Genomic DNA, 15,679 nt, shown 5'->3' on the forward strand with positions numbered 1-15,679 from the left:
TGTGGATCATCATGGCCAAGACCTACAGAAAATCCAGGGGCGGGGCCCCGGCAGGATTCTTCGAGTGCGAGGGGCGCGGACTTAAATGGCTGGGCGAGGCGCAGGCGCAGGGCGGTCCCCGGGTGGTGGACGTCTATGACTGGGGCTCGGACTACCTGGACATCGAGGAGGTGACCTCTGCCTCCCCCACGCCCGGCGCGGCCTACCGCTTCGGCGCCCAGCTGGCACACATGCATGATGCCGGGGCCGACCACTTCGGTTCCGCGCCCGAGGGCTACAAGGGCACCTGCTACTTCGGGCCCCTGCAGGATCCGCTGCCTATGGACGTGGGTGCCTGGGACGACCCAGCCACATATTGGGCCAAGGGGCGGCTTGAACCCATGGTGAGCATGGCCATGGATCGGCGAGCACTGAACCGCGAGGACATGAAGATGACCGAAGAGGTGATCCAGGCCCTGCCGGAGTTGCTGGGTGCGGCTGCCAATGACAGGCCAGCCCGGGTCCACGGGGACCTGTGGAGCGGGAACGTCATGTGGACCAGGAACGACGGGAACACCCAAGCAGTTCTGATCGATCCTGCAGCTCACGGCGGTCATCGCGAGGAGGACCTGGCCATGCTGCAGCTGTTCGGCATCCCCTATCTAGGGCAGATTCTGGATGGCTACCAGAGCGTGCATCCGCTGGCGGACGGTTACCAGAATCGGACTACACTCTGGCAGCTCTACGCCATCGCCGGTCACTGTGCCTTCTTCGGCGGCGGCTATGTGAGCGAGTACAGGTCCATGTGCCGGTCGCTGCTGGGCTGACTCAGCTGAAGATGTCCTTGAGCTTGCCGAAGATCCCCTTGCGGCCCCCGACTCCGGCAGGCTTGGCGCTCTGCGGGACCTGCTTGGCTTCGGAGTCGTGGCTGTTGGCGAAGTCCTCAATCAGGCGGCGCTGATCGTCATCCAGCTTGGTGGGAATCTGGACCAGCACGTGGACGATGATGTCGCCGCGCTCCTCACGATTGCCCAGCCTGGTGACGCCCAGACCCTTGATGGTGATCTCCTGGTCGGGCTGGCAGCCGGCGGGAATGTCCACCTGTCGCTGACCGTCGAAGGTTTCCAGGTCCACCTGGTGGCCCAGCACGGCCCAGGTCATGGGCACGGCAATCCAGCAGTGCAGGTCTTGGCCGCTGCGAGTGTAGCGCTTGTCGGGCTTGATGGTGATGTCCACGTACAGGTCACCGGCGGCACCGCCGCCCTCGCCCACCTCGCCCTGGGAGGCCAGCCGTAGCCGGGAGCCGTCAGCCACGCCTGCGGGCACGTTGACGCCCACCTCGCGCCGGGTGCGCACACGGCCGTGGCCGTTGCAGACCGGGCAGGGGTGCTCGATGATGGTGCCGTGGCCCTCGCATCGCTCGCAGGGTGCCTGGCTCATCATCTGGCCCAGCAGGGTTCGCACCACCTTCTGGGCATAGCCCTTGCCGTTGCAGACCGGGCAGGTCACCGGGGAGGTCCCTTTTTGGGCACCCGAGCCGCCGCACTCCTGGCAGAGGCCATAGGTACTGATGGGGGTGCGTACAACGCCGCCAAAAATGGCGGTCTTCATGTCCACAGAGACCTGGGCCAGTGCGTCCCGGCCGGGCTGTGTGCGCGGAATGGGCCCCTGGGTGGTGCCCCCGAAGCCGCCGCCGAAGAACTGGTTGAAGACATCGCCCATGTCAAAGGGGCCGTTTCCCTGGGAGGCCTGGGGGTCGTTGGGATCCACGCCCGCGTCGTACATACGCCGCTTCTCAGGATCGGAGAGCACCTCGTAGGCGCTGTTGACCTCCTTGAACTTGTCCTCGTATTCAGGCCCGGCGATGTCCGGGTGGTACTTGCGGCTCATCTTGCGATAGGCACGCTTGATGTCCTGATCGCTCGCGCCGCGGTCGACTCCCAAAACCTCGTAGTAATCTGCCACCGATCATCCTTTTCGTTTGATGCCCTCTCGACCCATAGTTGCATGGGCCCACGATACCTATGACTTGTGCCGTTGCCTTGACGGTCACGGCTCCCCGTCGCCGGCTAGAAAACCGGTCAAGTAAGAGGCCACAGCACGAACCGCGCTCATGGTCGCTGGATAGTCCATATGGGTAGGCCCGATGGAGCCCACAAATGCGACCGGCTCGTCGGCTTCGGAGCCGTCGGTCTGCCTAGCCCTGGCGTGCCCGTATCCACTGGTCACCACAGAGGCATGGGCCAGTTCTGGAGTCCGGGTCTCGGTGCCGATGGCCACGCTGACCCCGTTACTCTCACGGGAAAGCTCGCTCTGCGCCCGCATGAGCCGCATGAGCACCACCTGCTCCTCCAGGGCATCCAGCAATGAGCCCAGATCCCCCAGGGAGACGGCCTGGCTGTGAGTCAGCTGGGAGGTGCCAGCCATGTAGAGGCCGCTGGTCTGCTCTCGGGTAGCCATCTCGTCGAAGACTGTGGCCACCAGGCGCAGCATGGACTTGTCGCGGCCCTCGGTAAGGGAATCGGCAAGCATGCGGCAGCGGTCGGCGGCACGGTCAAGAGGCAGATCTTGGCATTGCCGGTTGATTTGGTCGGACAGATCCGCCAGAGCGTTCGGGTCCTCCTGAAGGGGCCCATGCAGGGTACGCTGGACTACCCGGCCCGTGTCTGTAATGACCACCATAAGTACGGTCCCCCGGCTGAGCCCTATAAGTTCGGCCCTACGTAGGTTCGAGCTCGCCAGTGAGGGCGAGGCCACCACGGCGATCTGCCCGGTAATCTGGGCCAGAAGCTGGGCGGCGTGCTGTAGAGTGTCCTCCAGGTTGACCGACCCGGAGAGAAAAGCGTTGATCCCCCGGCGCTGGGCGGCGGACAGGGGCACGATGGTGGCCAGCCTGTCGACGAAGTAACGGTAGCCCTTTTGGGTGGGGATGCGGCCGGCCGAGGTGTGGGGCTGGACCAAGTAGCCCTCGCTCTCCAGGGCCGCCATGTCGTTGCGCACGGTGGCGGAGCTGACTCCAAGCTGATGATTTCTGGTGAGCGAACCCGACCCTACCGGCTCGCGAGAACGAATATAGTCCTCGACGACCGCGCGCAGCACCAGCATGCGTCTGGTATTAGGCAATGTCGCTCCTTCCGTCATGGTTTCATTATTAGCACTCGGGCCATGAGAGTGCCAAAACGTCGCGCGAAGAGCCGAATTGTGTCGTCTCAAACCGATACCATGGAAACGCATTGTGAAGGTAATCGAACATTTTCGACATAAGTCGAACATGGAGACATCTAGATTGGAAGGAAAGCAGCACCATATGGCAGATTTCACATGGTCCGAGCTCGATGAGCGGGCTGTCAAGATGGCCAAGGTCCTCTCGGCCGATGCGGTCGAGAAGGCCGGAAGCGGTCACCCTGGCTCCCCTATTTCACTGGCACCCATCGCTTACGCGCTCTACCAGCACTTCATCCGTCACGACCCCAACGACCCTGACTGGGTTGGGCGTGATCGGTTCATTCTTTCCGGCGGCCACGCCTCGCTGACCCAGTACGTGCAGCTCTACTTCTCCGGGTATGGGCTGACCCTGGACGATCTGAAGCGTTTCCGCACCGCTGGCACCCGGACCCCCGGCCACCCCGAGTACGGCCTGACCCCCGGTATCGAAATGACCACCGGCCCGCTTGGCCAGGGTCTGGCCTCGGCCGTGGGCTTCGCCTATGGTCAGCGCTATGAGCGCGGTCTGCTGGATCCGGACGCACCTGAGGGCCAGTCCCCCTTCGATCATAAGGTCTGGGTCATCTGTGGCGAGGGCGACGTCGAAGAGGGAGTCTCCTCCGAGGCCAGCTCCCTGGCCGGCGACCAGCGCCTGGGCAACCTGACCGTCATCTTTGATGCCAACCACATCCAGATCGAGGGCGACACCCGCATCTCCCTGGGCGAGGACATCCTCAAGCGCTACCAGGCCTACGGCTGGTACACCGACGAGTTCAGCTTCATTCAGCCTGACGGCTCCTACAAGGAGGACGTCGAGGGCCTGGCTGCCGTCCTGGAGAAGGCAGAGCAGGTCACCGACCGGCCCAAGTTCATCAAGGTGGACACCCTGATGGCCTGGCCTACCCCCGGCAAGACCAACGATCCTTCAGCCCACGGCTCAGCCCTGGGTGCCGAGGCCGTCGCCGGCCTGAAGAAGACCCTGGGCTATGACCCGGAGCAGAGCTTCCAGGTTGACGAGGAGGCCCTGGCCCACGCACGCGAGGTCGCCCAGCGCGGCCTGGCCGCCCACAAGGACTGGGACGAGAAGTACCAGGCCTGGCGCAAGGCCAACCCCGACAAGGCTGCCCTCTACGACCGCATCCATGCCGGCAAGCTGCCCGAGGGCTTCGACAAGGCCCTGGACGACCTGGAGGCTGGCTTCGAGCCCGGCTCCAAGGTGGCCACCCGCAAGGCTTCAGGTGCAGTCATCAACGCCCTGGCCCCCATCATGCCCGAGCTTTGGGGAGGATCCGCCGATCTGGGCGGCTCCAACAACACCAACATCAACGGTGCCGTCTCCTTCGCCCCCGAGGCTGACAAGACCGTCCAATGGCCCAAGGCCAGCAAGTACGGCCGCCAGCTGCACTTCGGCGTGCGCGAATTCGCCATGGGCGCCATCACCAACGGCATCCTGCTGGGTTCGGACACCAGGCCCTACAACGGGACCTTCTTCCAGTTCAGCGACTATGAGCGCCCCTCGGTGCGTCTGGCCGCCCTGATGGACATCCCCAACCTGTATGTGTGGACCCACGACTCCGTGGCCCTGGGCGAGGATGGCCCCACCCACCAGCCCATCGAGCATCTGACCGCCATTCGCGCCATCCCCCAGATGGAGGTTGTGCGCCCAGCCGATCAGTACGAGACCGCTGAGGCCTACCGCGCCTTCTTCGAGAAGGACAACACCCATCCCACGGCCATGATCCTGACCAGGCAGGGCGTGCCCACCCTGGAGGAGACCAAGGCCAAGGCACGCGAAGGCGTACGCAAGGGCGCCTACGTGCTGGTCGACACCGATGGCCAGCCCGACGTGCTGATCATGGCCACCGGCTCTGAGGTGCAGCACGCTGTTGCTGCATCCAAGACCTTGGCTGAGCAGGGCGTAAAGGCCCGCGTCATCTCCGTGCCCTCGCTTGAGTGGTTCGAGGAGCAGGATGACGAGTACAAGGAAGCTGTTCTGCCTGCCTCCGTCAAGGCCCGTGTCTCCGTTGAGGCCGGACTGGCCACGCCTTGGTACAAGTACCTGGGCAGCTATGGCAAGCCCGTCTCCATCGAGCAGTTCGGCCTGCAGGGCAGCGGCGACGAGAACATGCGCGACCTGGGCATCACCGCCGATCATGTGGTCGAAGCAGCACAAGCTTCCCTGGAGGAAGTCCGTCGGGCCCGCTGAACCCGGCATCGTGATCAATCGGGGGGCCGTCCGTGACGCCGGCCCCCTCCCCTTGCAGGCACGCCCGAAACGCGGGTCTGTGGGAATACAGCAACAGACTTCCCGGTAGTGCATAGTGAATGTGATTCCATCGGGAACCCAAATAAGGAGTGACAAGATGGCAGAAAATGCAAACACCCAGCGCACCAGCGATTCAGGTGTCTCGATCTGGCTGGACGATCTGAGCCGCACCCGCATCGAATCGGGCAATCTGCAGCAGCTGATCGCCGAGCGCAATGTGGTGGGCGTGACCACTAACCCCTCGATTTTCCAGAAGGCCCTGAGCCAGGTGGGTCCCTACGACGAACAGCTCAAGCAGCTGGGCCGCATCCCCGTCGAGGAAGCCGTCCGCGAGCTGACCACCACCGACGTGCGCAACGCCACCGACATCTTCCGCGAGGTTGCTGAGAAGACCGACTATGTGGATGGACGCGTCTCCATCGAGGTTGACCCTCGTCTGGCCCACAACACCGAAGAGACCGAGAAGCAGGCTGAGGAACTCTGGGCCAAGGTCGACCGTCCCAACGCCATGATCAAGATTCCCGCCACTCTGGAGGGCCTGCCTGCCATCACAGCCACCCTGGCCAAGGGCATCTCGGTCAACGTAACCCTGATCTTCTCCCTGGAACGCTACAAGCAGGTCATCGATGCCTTCATCGAGGGCATGGTCCAGGCCGACAAGAACGGCCATGACCTGAAGCACATGGGCTCGGTCGCCTCCTTCTTCGTCTCCCGCGTGGACACTGCGGTTGACAAGCTGCTGGAGGCCAATGGCTCTGACGAGGCCAAGTCCCTGGAGGGCAAGGCTGCTGTGGCCAACGCCCGTCTGGCCTACGAGCTCTTCGAGAAGGCCTTCGACAGCGATCCTCGCTGGGCCGACCTGGAAGCCAAGGGCGCCAAGCGCCAGCGCCCGCTATGGGCATCCACTGGCACCAAGAACGCCGCCTATTCCGACTGCAAGTATGTGGACGAGCTGGTGGCACCTGACGTGGTCAACACTATGCCTGAGAAGACCCTGAACGCTCTGGCCGATCACGGCAACGGCGCTCCCTCAGTCAAAGGCACCTACCAGGAGAGCCACCAGGTGATGCAGAAGCTGGCAGACCTGGGCATCAGCATCAAGGATGTCACCGACAAGCTGGAGGCAGATGGCGTCGCCGCCTTCATCGACTCCTGGGATTCGGTCCTCTCCGACGTGCAGAAGGGTATCGACCGCGTCAACGGCTGAGCGCCTGACTGTCAGTCGCTGCTATTAAAGATTGTGCCCCGTCTGGTTTGAACCGGACGGGGCACAATTGGTATCAGTTACTCAGCCTTTGTCTCCTCGACCACCTGCTGCAGGGTGGCGATCAGGGCTGGGCTGTCATTGGGCATGTTCAGCCTGGTCAGGGTGCCTCCGGAGGATTCGATGGCCTTTGCCAGCTCCATGTCCACGTCATAGCAGATCTCCAGGTTGTCGGCAATGAAGCCGATGGAGACGGAGACGATGGTCTTCATGCCGTTCTTGGTGATCAGGTCCTTGGCCACAGTGACGAAATCAGGGCCGATCCAGGGTTCTTCGGTGCGGCCTGCTGATTGCCAGGCCAGCACGTACTGATCCTCATTGAGACCGGCGGCCTGAGCCACGGCATTGGACAGACCGATGACCTCATCCTTGTAGGGGTCCCCTCCCTGGATGATGCGTAGGGGCAGGGAGTGGGCGCTGAAGATCACCTTGGTGTCCGGCCGGTCGGTCAGATCCTTTTTGGCCACCAGCTGGTCGCTCCAGAAGTGGATCAGCTCCTGATGGTTCCACCAGGACCGCACAGGCAGGTATTCCATGCCCGTGTGGGCCTCTACGGCCTTGCGGGCGCGGTTGTGGTAGTCCTCGCTCGAATAGGAGGAGTACTGCGGGGCCAGGGGCAGGCCAATGACCCTGGTGATGCCATCTGCGGCAATCTGGTCGACTGCATCCTTGATGAAGGGAGTGATGTACTTCAGCCCTTCGTAGACCTTGTAGGCACCGGGGTGGGCCTTGTCCAGCGCAGTCTGGAGACCGTCGCGCTGGGCCGTGGTGATCCTGGCCAGGGGCGAGGGAAGACCGATGGCCTTGTAGCGGCCGACCAGCTGGTCCATGAGCGGTTTGGGCGGCTCCTGCCCATGGCGGATATTGGTGTAGTACCCCTTGATGTCGGACTCCTGGTAGGGGGTGCCGTAAGCCATGAGGAGGACAGCTGTAGGTTCAGTCATTAGCAACTTCTTTCTGTGAAAATGGAATGCAGTATGTCAGGACGATATTGACCAGGGCTATGACGATGACCACCAGGAACATGTTCCTGTAGGAGGCCAGCCCGGCCTTTCCGCCCACCTTGCCCAGTTCAATAGACGAGGCGAAGAGCAGTGGGGCGATGGTGGTGCCGATCTTCTTGCAGGCCGACAGCCCGCCGATGGCCTGCATACGGTTCCCGGGACCGGCCAGCCTTCCGGCGATGACTTGGAGCGGCGAGGACATCATGGAGCCCATGCCCACCCCCATCAGGAAGGACAGGACCATGAAGAGCTGCAGGTTGTGCAGGGTCAGGGTGATCATCAGGCCCATCAGGCCTATCAGCGATGAGGAGAAGACGAGCGTGGTCCGGTAGCCGAACTTGTCGACCAGGAGCCCGCCCAGCCAGGATCCGACCACAGAGCCGAGCCCGACACCGACCATGACCATGCCGGCCGAGCGGACCGGAAGCCCGAAGACAGAGTGGACATAGGTTGGAATGTAGACGAAGAGGGAGAAGAACATGCCTCCCAGCGTCCCCAGCAGCAGGGTGAGCCCATAGGAGGGCAGCTTCAGCAGGTGGATGGGCAGGAAGGGCATGGTTTCCTTTGAACCGTCCAGATTCCGCTCATGCACCAGGAAGATCACGCCGGCCACCACTGCGACCATGAGGCACCCAATGATCAGGGCCAAGTAGGTGGTTCCGTACTGGAGGAAGGTGATCGCTACCATCAGCAGGGCCAGAGCGATGCTGAAGGAGCCCAGGCCAAGGTAGTCGGTCTTCCAGGCGCGGTCGGTCTGGGAGTCGCCCATCATGAACCAGGCCAGGATGAACAAAACGGCCAGGAAGGGCAGCATCATGAAGTAGTAGGCCCGCCATCCGTGGGTGATGCCCAGGAGCATGCCAGACAAGACCGGGCTGACCATGGCGGAAAGACCGGCGATGATGCCCACCGTGGAGACCTTCCTACCCTGGTTGTTCCGGCGGGCGCGCTGCAGAAGGACGTTCATGGACAGGACCATGATGCCGCTGTCTCCCAGGGACTGGATGAACCGGCCCAGCAGCATGACCGCATAGTTGGGCGAGACCGCCGTCATCAAACATCCAAGGAACCAGAAGGACAGTTCCCAGAGGAAGACCTTCCTGGTCCCGTGGGCGTCAGAGAGGTTGGAGGTGATGGGAGTGCCCACCACCAGACCCAGGGTGTACAGGCCCACCACCCAGGAGGAGCCCATGGTGGTCAGGCCGAAGGTCCGGGTGATGGACGGTAGCATGGTCGGCACCGCTCCCCCATCCAGCTGGGTGATGAAGACGATGACCATGAAGAACCAAATGGGCGTGGAAAGAATCGATCTTCTCTCTCTCTTGTCGACATGGTGTTACTGTCCCAACTGGTCCGTGAGCAGCTTGTCAATACGCTCAGGATCAGCCTGGGTGCCTACCAGGAAGTAGGGAAATTCGCCGTAGATGGAGCTGGCTTCGATGTAGCGCATTTCGGTGACGATCTTCTTGAATTGAACAGGATCGTCGGCGAAGAGGGTGACGCCCCACTCGTAGTCGTCCAGGCCGATGGAGCCTGTCAGGATGATGGAGACCTTACCGGCGTAGGAACGGCCGATTTTGCCATGGTCGTGCATGTAGGCCTTGCGCTGGTCGTAGGGCAGCGTGTACCAGTTGGCGCCCGGAACGCGGGTCTTCGACATGGGGTAGAAGCAGATGTAAGGCTTGTCGGGCGTTTTGGGATGAAGGCTGGCATTGACGTAGGACCATCCCCGGTCCGTGGTCGGCTTGCCCGAGTAGAGGCCCACCTCAGTGACTGATACATAGGAGATGGTCGGCACCAGATAATCGGACAGGCGCAGCTTCTCCAGGGAGGTCTCGACCTCCTGGAGCTGGTCCAGGGTCTCCCTGAGGACCATCAGGCCCAGGTCGGCCTTTTGCCCATTGACCTGGCACCAGTAGTGGCTTCCCTTGCCCTGGGACTGGACAGCATCCAGCTGCGCGGCCAGGGTCTCGAACCCATCCAGGCATTCCCGGCGTTCGTTCTGAGGCACTCGGCGCCACTTGGCCCAATCGATCTTCCAGAAGAGGTGGAGGCAGAACCAGCCCTCCAGGCTCGGTGCAGCTTGCTCAGCCATGAGCACATCCTTTCGCTCGCTTCGCTTGCACGACATTGTGTGATGCGCCGCTCGTTCGGCACACCATTACCCACTCTATAGGTCAGGCGGCAGAATCGTTGGATTATTGATGAATTGTGAATGACTTATTGTGGTAATAGTCAAGGACTATGAGCCTTGCACTATCGATGAAGAAAACAGGTCTTGTGTACAGACCTCGTGTATAAGACATCCATATAGAATCACAATAAAGTGGCATGCAAAATAGGATGTCAAAGGCGCTGGTAGGTCGGCATGACCAACAGCTATAAGGGAAAAATCATCCAGATATGGAAAACCCCGGTTGATGCCGGGGTCAGGTATTTCAGGTATTGGTTGCTGGAATCAGGCCAGCTTGTACTTGGAAATGAGGTCCAGAGCTATGATGATGGCCACCCAGATCAGAGCCACAATAATGGTTAGACGGTTCAGGTTCTTCTCGGCTGCACCCGAGGTGCCTGCATTGGAGCCGATCCCGCCGCCGAACATATCGGACAGGCCGCCGCCCTTGCCCTTGTGCAACAGAATCAGCATAGTCAGCAGTACACTGGCAAGGATCACAACGACTTCAAGCACAATCTTGACAATGGTCACGGCGTATACCTCCATGTAAGGAACTGGGTACAAGTATACAGATACCCGGCGAAAAACGCATCAGCCCTTGGCGGCAAGTCGCACGATTCGCGCGAACTCCTCCACATCCAGGGAGGCGCCGCCCACTAGAAAGCCGTCCACGTCCGGCTGGCTGATCATCTGGGAGGCGTTCTTGGAGGTGACCGAGCCGCCGTAGAGGATGCGCACGGACTGGCCGGCTGGCTCTCCAAAATTGCTTGAGATGTGGTTGCGAATGGCACGTGCAGCTTGTTGGGCAGTGTCCGGAGTGGCCACCATGCCGGTGCCGATGGCCCAGACTGGTTCATAGGCCACAATCAGGTTGGCCATGTCCTCCTTGGCCAAGTCGCGGGTGACGTCGTTGACTTGGCCCACGGCGAAGTCCAGCTGGATGCCCTGGCGGCGCTCCTCGTAGCTCTCCCCCACACATAGGATGGGTTTCATGTCCGCAGCCAGTACGGCACGGACTTGGTCGACGATGTTGGCGTCGTCCTCAGGATGGTACTTGCGCCGCTCGGAATGGCCCACGATGACGTAGCTACAGCCCAGCTGAGCCAGCATGTCGGCGGACACATCACCGGTGAAGGCCCCTTGGGCAGTAACGGAAACAGCCTGGGCCCCATATTCGATGGGCAGGTTGTCGGCCTCCACAAGCACCTGGACGGAACGCAGAGCAGTGAAGGCGGGCATTAGAGCCACCTGGCAACGCCTGCGGTCGAAGTGGGCGTCGCGCAGGAGCCAGGCCAGCTTCTGCACGAAATAGGTGGCTTCCAGATGGTCGAAGTTCATCTTCCAATTGCCGGCCACCAGGGGAATGCGTGCCATACCAGACCTTTCCATCCGCGCAACAACAACAATGCCGGGCCGCCGGATGCGAAACCCGGTGACCCGGCATTGCCCGTCTGTTTGCCGATTTTACTCCAGCACCTTCAGGCCAGGGAGTTCCTTGCCTTCAAGGAACTCCAGGGAGGCGCCGCCGCCGGTGGAGATGTGCGAGAAGCCATCCTCAGGGAAGCCAAGGTTGCGCACGGCCGAGGCAGAGTCGCCGCCGCCGACGATGGTGAAAGCTCCGGCCTTGGTGGCATCGACCAGGCCCTGAGCTACAGCACGGGTGCCATCGGCGAATGCCGGGAACTCGAAGACGCCCATGGGCCCGTTCCAGACCACGGTCTTGGAGTCCACAATCTTGTCGTGGAAGAGCTTCTGGGAGTCAGGACCGATGTCCAGACCCATCTTGTCTGCGGGGATGCCGTCGGCAGGAACTACCTGGTGAGGCGAATCCGCCTTGAACTCGTCAGCCACCACGATGTCGGTGGGCAGGACCAGCTCCACGCCCTTCTCGCGGGCAGTGGCGATGTAGCCCTTGACAGTATCGACCTGATCCTCCTCCAGCAGGGAGGAGCCGACCTCATAGCCCTCGGCCTTCAGGAAGGTGAAGACCATGCCGCCGCCGATGACCAGACGGTCGGCCTTGCTGAGCAGGTTCTCGATGACGCCCAGCTTGTCGGAGACCTTGGAGCCGCCCAGGACCACAGTGAAGGGCCGCTCGGGGTTCTCGGTCGCCTTGGACAGGGCCTTGACCTCCTTCTCGACCAACAGGCCTGCGGCAGAGGGCAGGAACTTGGCCACAGAGTAGTTGGAGCCCTGGGCGCGGTGGACCACGCCGAAACCGTCGGAGACGAAGACATCGCCCAGGTCGGCGATTTTGCGGGCGTAGGCATCACGCTCGGCCTCATCCTTGCTGGTCTCTTCGGGGTTGTAGCGCACGTTCTGCAGCAGGACCACATCGCCGTCGTTCATGGCAGCCACCTTGGCATGGGCATCGGGACCGTAGGTGTCCTCCGCCAGAGGAACCTGCACGCCCAGCAGTTCGCCCAGGCGGTCGGCAACAGGGGCCAGGCTCAGCTCGGGAACGACCTTGCCCTTGGGGCGACCCAGGTGGGCCATGAGGATAACCTTGGCGCCCTGGCCACGAAGCTGCTCGATGGTTGGCAAGGCTGCGCGGATTCGGCCGTCGTCTGTAATAGTGGTGCCGTCCAGCGGCACGTTGAAGTCCGCGCGGACGAGCACGCGCTTGCCCTTGAGATCACCGAGGCTCTTCAGTGTTTTCATGCGTATCCTTTCTGACTGCGGGTCCATGCGCCCGCTCCCCTGCCATGGTACTCAGGCAGACCGACCTGTGTGAGCTATCTCACTCTTGTTTGGCCTGTTCCTCGGCCCTCTTCTTTTCGACCTTGGTGGCTAGCTGGAGCAGACGGCGGATGCGTCCGGCGATGGCGTCCTTGGTGACCGGTGGATCGGCCAGGCGGCCCAGCTCTTCAAGGGAGGCCTCACGGTGGTCCAGACGAAGCTGGCCGGCCGCACGCAGGTTCTCGGGGATGTCGTCGCCCAGAATTTCGAAGGCCTTGGTGACCTTGGCACTGGCCTCCACAGCTGCCTTGGCGGAGCGGCGCATGTTGGCATCGTCGAAGTTGGCCAGGCGGTTGGCCTTGCCGCGGGATTCACCGTCGCTGCGCTTGCCGGTCCACTCCCTGGAGGACTTGGGGGCGCCCATCAGGTTGAGCATGCGCTCAATCACATCTGGGTCACGCAGGGTTACGCGCTCGGAGCTGCGCACCTGGCGGGCCTTGGCGTTGACGCCCAGACGGCGGGCAGCGCCTACCAGGGCCAAGGCGGCCTCAGATCCGGGGCAGACGATCTCCAGGTAAGAGGCCTTGCCCGGGTCGGACAGCTCGCCATGAGCCAAGAAAGCTCCTCGCCAGGCGGCCTTGACCTGGGCGATGTTGCCGGAGACGATGTCGGCGGGAAGACCGCGAACCGGGTGCTTGCGACGGTCCAGCAGTCCGGTCTGCAGGGCCAGGGCACCGCCTGCCCGTAGCACGCGGACCGAGTAGCGGGTCAGGTTGCCGGTGGGGGCCTGTCGCTTGACCTGGATCAGATCGGAATCATGGCCGTAGACGTCCCTGATGGTGTTCTGCAACCACTGCGCTGCTGGAAGGGAGTCAAATTGCGCTTCCACCACAATGTGGCGCTGAATGATGTGCAGACCGCCACCGAAGCGGATCATGGCCGCCGATTGTGCTTTCTTGGCAGAGGGGGGTTCGTTGTCAATCGCGGCCAGCTCGCTTTTGACATCATCAAGTAGGGCCAAGAGCCGTCCTCCTACGAAAAAATACTGAAAAATGAATACTTCTTGGCCGCACGACACACCTGCCATGCCGACCACCGGATTACTGTGATATCGAATATCTTGGACAAATTGCGCCTTTGGCTATCCGCGGGGACGATGCGGCAGCTCGCGGGCCGAGACGGTCACCTCCATTCCCCGGGACCGCAAACGGGCGGCCAGAGCGTCGGCCATGGCCACTGAGCGGTGCTGTCCGCCAGTACAGCCAAAGGCGATGGTCACATAGTGTTTGTCTTCACGCGCATAGCCGCTGAGTGCGGTCAAGATGGCGGTGGTGTAGGCATCCAGAAACTCTTTGGCACCCTTGCTGGCCATCACATAGTCACGGACCGGGCCGTCATGGCCGTTCAGGTCCCGCAGCTCGGGGACCCAGTAGGGGTTGGGCAGGAAGCGCACATCCGCTACGAAGTCGGCATCGATGGGCAAGCCGTACTTGAATCCGAAGCTCATGATGTGAACGCCCACTGTGGTCGGGCCGGAGCCCAGAACCATTTCATACAGGCGAGTAGAGAGCTGATGGATGCTCAGATTGGAGGTGTCGATGACCATGTCGGCACGCTCCTTGAGACCGCCAAGTAGGCGGCGCTCCTCGTGGATGCCGTCGATCAGGCGACCGGAGCCCTGCAAGGGGTGGGGTCGGCGGACGGACTCATAACGCTTGACCAGAACCTGGTCAGAGGCATCCAGAAAGAGGATGCGGCAGCGCACGCCCAGGTCGTCCAGATGGCTGAGCACAGCCGACAGGTCGTCGAAGTAGGAGCGGGAACGGACGTCGATAACGGCAGCTAGGCGGTGCAGGGAGCTTCCGGCGGAGGTCATCATGTCGACCAGGGGTACAAGCAGACGCGGGGGCATGTTGTCAACCACATACCAGCCCATGTCCTCCATGGAGTCGGCAGCACGGGTGCGGCCTGCGCCGGACATTCCCGTTATTAGCAGTACCTCGAAGCCTGCGAAGGGCGGTTTTTCCGTCGTCATCGTCATGCCTCCCTCAAGGCTCGGTCCATAGCAGCTGCCGGAACAGCGGCCAGGGGTCGATCGGTCATCAGTGCCACCTGACGCACTGCTTGATAGAGCAGCATGCGTTCACCGCTGATGGCACGAGCGCCCGCCTGACGGCAGAAGGCCTTCATGAGCGGGGTGGGTCGGGGGTCATAGACCACATCAAGCAGGACCGAGCCCAGGCGTCCGTCTTCATCGGTACCAATGGCATCGGCGGGCTTGGCACCAGGAGTATCGGCCTTGGCGGTCTCTGTCTCGGAAGTTTTGGCGTCAGGAGTCTCAACTGTACTGAGTAGATCAGACAGGGGGTCGGCTGCTCCCGCAGGGAGGGTGGAGACGACAATATCGGCCTCGGTCAGAGCCTTTTTGGCTGTCTCAGATTGGTCCATGGCGGTGACGGCTGGCTCAGACAAATCCAATCGAGAAGCGAGGTCCAGCATGTGGTCACAGTGCTTCGGATTGCGGGCCAGCAGGTCTACACGCTTGACTCCCAACACCTTCAAGGCGCAGAAGGCGGACTCGGCGGTGTTCCCGTTGCCGATGACCAAAGCCCGCGCTCCTCCGTACGGTTGGTCGGGCAGCTGGTCTTGTTGCCCTTGACATGCTGCCTCCAGCAGGGCAGCCAAATCGTCAGGGTCTTCATCGGCATGGCAGCGGTCGGCAGCCTCCAGCAGGGCGGCTACGATACCCTCCACGTCGGTGTTGTAGAGAGACGGCCTTTTCCCGGGACCGCCTTGCTCAAAGACTATTGTGTTGGCCACCCTCAGGGTCTCAGACCAGAAATCACTAAAGTCTCCCAAGGCGCCGACAGCACTCTTTAAGGGCATGGTCAGACTGAGGCCGGCCCAGGACGGGTCAAGACCGTGGATAAAGTCCGCCAAGCCGTCAGCATCCACGCGCACACGGTCGTAGCGCCAGCCGTCCAGGCCGAGTGCGGCATAGGCTGATCTATGCAAAAGAGGCGAAAGGGAATGGCTGATTGGGTCGCCCAGAACGGCACAACGACGATCAGGTCCATTCATATCTGCAATCACGCACCAATCAAATC

At 62.0% G+C, this 15,679-nt stretch carries 14 protein-coding genes; 3 read left to right on the top strand and 11 right to left on the bottom strand.

The features are described from left to right. Positions 1 to 11: 11 nt before the first annotated feature. On the top strand, positions 12 to 806 hold the full coding sequence (locus tag ACVWNW_RS08960; RefSeq protein WP_144177106.1) for a fructosamine kinase family protein: 795 nt from the start codon (positions 12 to 14) through the stop codon (positions 804 to 806). Position 807: 1 nt separating this feature from the next. Here ACVWNW_RS08960 and dnaJ read toward each other — a convergent pair whose 3' ends face one another. Then, a complete protein-coding gene (gene dnaJ / locus ACVWNW_RS08965) occupies positions 808 to 1,944 on the bottom strand; it encodes a molecular chaperone DnaJ (protein WP_144177108.1) in 1,137 nt (378 codons plus the stop codon). An 84-nt stretch (positions 1,945 to 2,028) separates the two neighbouring features. Beyond that, positions 2,029 to 3,102: a heat-inducible transcriptional repressor HrcA gene (gene hrcA, locus ACVWNW_RS08970; protein WP_454482302.1), complete on the bottom strand. Its 1,074-nt coding sequence runs from the start codon at positions 3,100 to 3,102 to the stop codon at positions 2,029 to 2,031. A 184-nt stretch (positions 3,103 to 3,286) separates the two neighbouring features. Here hrcA and tkt point away from each other — a divergent pair, with 184 nt between their 5' ends. Next, positions 3,287 to 5,389: a transketolase gene (gene tkt / locus ACVWNW_RS08975; protein WP_198190816.1), complete on the top strand. Its 2,103-nt coding sequence runs from the start codon at positions 3,287 to 3,289 to the stop codon at positions 5,387 to 5,389. A gap of 157 nt (positions 5,390 to 5,546) precedes the next feature. Further along, a complete protein-coding gene (tal, locus tag ACVWNW_RS08980) occupies positions 5,547 to 6,656 on the top strand; it encodes a transaldolase (RefSeq protein ID WP_198190817.1) in 1,110 nt (369 codons plus the stop codon). A gap of 77 nt (positions 6,657 to 6,733) precedes the next feature. Here the strand turns inward: tal and hemH are convergent, their stop codons facing one another. The 9 genes from hemH to ACVWNW_RS09025 all read right to left on the bottom strand — a co-directional run bounded on the left by hemH (position 6,734) and on the right by ACVWNW_RS09025 (position 15,653). Further along, a complete protein-coding gene (gene hemH / locus ACVWNW_RS08985) occupies positions 6,734 to 7,657 on the bottom strand; it encodes a ferrochelatase (protein ID WP_454482304.1) in 924 nt (307 codons plus the stop codon). Then, on the bottom strand, positions 7,650 to 8,996 hold the full coding sequence (locus ACVWNW_RS08990; protein WP_198190819.1) for an MFS transporter: 1,347 nt from the start codon (positions 8,994 to 8,996) through the stop codon (positions 7,650 to 7,652). The genes hemH and ACVWNW_RS08990 overlap by 8 nt, the downstream gene beginning before the upstream one ends. A 57-nt stretch (positions 8,997 to 9,053) precedes the next feature. Continuing rightward, positions 9,054 to 9,812, bottom strand: a complete 759-nt coding sequence (gene hemQ, locus ACVWNW_RS08995) for a hydrogen peroxide-dependent heme synthase (RefSeq protein ID WP_198190820.1) — start codon at positions 9,810 to 9,812, stop codon at positions 9,054 to 9,056. A 363-nt stretch (positions 9,813 to 10,175) separates the two neighbouring features. After that, the gene (secG, locus tag ACVWNW_RS09000) at positions 10,176 to 10,424 is read right to left on the bottom strand and encodes a preprotein translocase subunit SecG (protein ID WP_046322919.1); all 249 of its coding nucleotides are present in this window, start codon (positions 10,422 to 10,424) and stop codon (positions 10,176 to 10,178) included. A 60-nt stretch (positions 10,425 to 10,484) separates the two neighbouring features. Further along, positions 10,485 to 11,267: a triose-phosphate isomerase gene (gene tpiA, locus ACVWNW_RS09005; RefSeq protein WP_121913405.1), complete on the bottom strand. Its 783-nt coding sequence runs from the start codon at positions 11,265 to 11,267 to the stop codon at positions 10,485 to 10,487. Positions 11,268 to 11,357: 90 nt separating this feature from the next. Then, positions 11,358 to 12,554, bottom strand: a complete 1,197-nt coding sequence (locus ACVWNW_RS09010; RefSeq protein WP_110425251.1) for a phosphoglycerate kinase — start codon at positions 12,552 to 12,554, stop codon at positions 11,358 to 11,360. A 79-nt stretch (positions 12,555 to 12,633) separates the two neighbouring features. Beyond that, positions 12,634 to 13,593 (bottom strand): DNA-binding protein WhiA, encoded by a 960-nt coding sequence (gene whiA / locus ACVWNW_RS09015; RefSeq protein ID WP_046322922.1) that lies wholly within the window; start codon positions 13,591 to 13,593, stop codon positions 12,634 to 12,636. Positions 13,594 to 13,713: 120 nt separating this feature from the next. After that, the gene (gene rapZ, locus ACVWNW_RS09020) at positions 13,714 to 14,607 is read right to left on the bottom strand and encodes an RNase adapter RapZ (RefSeq protein WP_121913408.1); all 894 of its coding nucleotides are present in this window, start codon (positions 14,605 to 14,607) and stop codon (positions 13,714 to 13,716) included. Between the two features lie 2 nt (positions 14,608 to 14,609). Then, positions 14,610 to 15,653: a shikimate dehydrogenase family protein gene (locus tag ACVWNW_RS09025; protein WP_454482309.1), complete on the bottom strand. Its 1,044-nt coding sequence runs from the start codon at positions 15,651 to 15,653 to the stop codon at positions 14,610 to 14,612. Between the last annotated feature and the right edge of the window lie 26 nt (positions 15,654 to 15,679).

It is taken from the genome of Bifidobacterium sp. JNUCC 75 (assembly GCF_054819865.1).

What these genes read in the sequence shown, in the direction of transcription:
- ACVWNW_RS09010 (WP_110425251.1), bottom strand. Translation starts at nt 12,554, where the DNA reads ATGAAAACACTGAAGAGCCTCGGTGATCTCAAGGGCAAGCGCGTGCTC.
- tpiA (WP_121913405.1), bottom strand. Translation starts at nt 11,267, where the DNA reads ATGGCACGCATTCCCCTGGTGGCCGGCAATTGGAAGATGAACTTCGAC.
- ACVWNW_RS08990 (WP_198190819.1), bottom strand. Translation starts at nt 8,996, where the DNA reads ATGGTCATCGTCTTCATCACCCAGCTGGATGGGGGAGCGGTGCCGACC.
- rapZ (WP_121913408.1), bottom strand. Translation starts at nt 14,607, where the DNA reads ATGACGACGGAAAAACCGCCCTTCGCAGGCTTCGAGGTACTGCTAATA.
- tkt (WP_198190816.1), top strand. Translation starts at nt 3,287, where the DNA reads ATGGCAGATTTCACATGGTCCGAGCTCGATGAGCGGGCTGTCAAGATG.
- ACVWNW_RS09025 (WP_454482309.1), bottom strand. Translation starts at nt 15,653, where the DNA reads ATGAATGGACCTGATCGTCGTTGTGCCGTTCTGGGCGACCCAATCAGC.
- ACVWNW_RS08960 (WP_144177106.1), top strand. Translation starts at nt 12, where the DNA reads ATGGCCAAGACCTACAGAAAATCCAGGGGCGGGGCCCCGGCAGGATTC.
- tal (WP_198190817.1), top strand. Translation starts at nt 5,547, where the DNA reads ATGGCAGAAAATGCAAACACCCAGCGCACCAGCGATTCAGGTGTCTCG.
- hemQ (WP_198190820.1), bottom strand. Translation starts at nt 9,812, where the DNA reads ATGGCTGAGCAAGCTGCACCGAGCCTGGAGGGCTGGTTCTGCCTCCAC.
- hemH (WP_454482304.1), bottom strand. Translation starts at nt 7,657, where the DNA reads ATGACTGAACCTACAGCTGTCCTCCTCATGGCTTACGGCACCCCCTAC.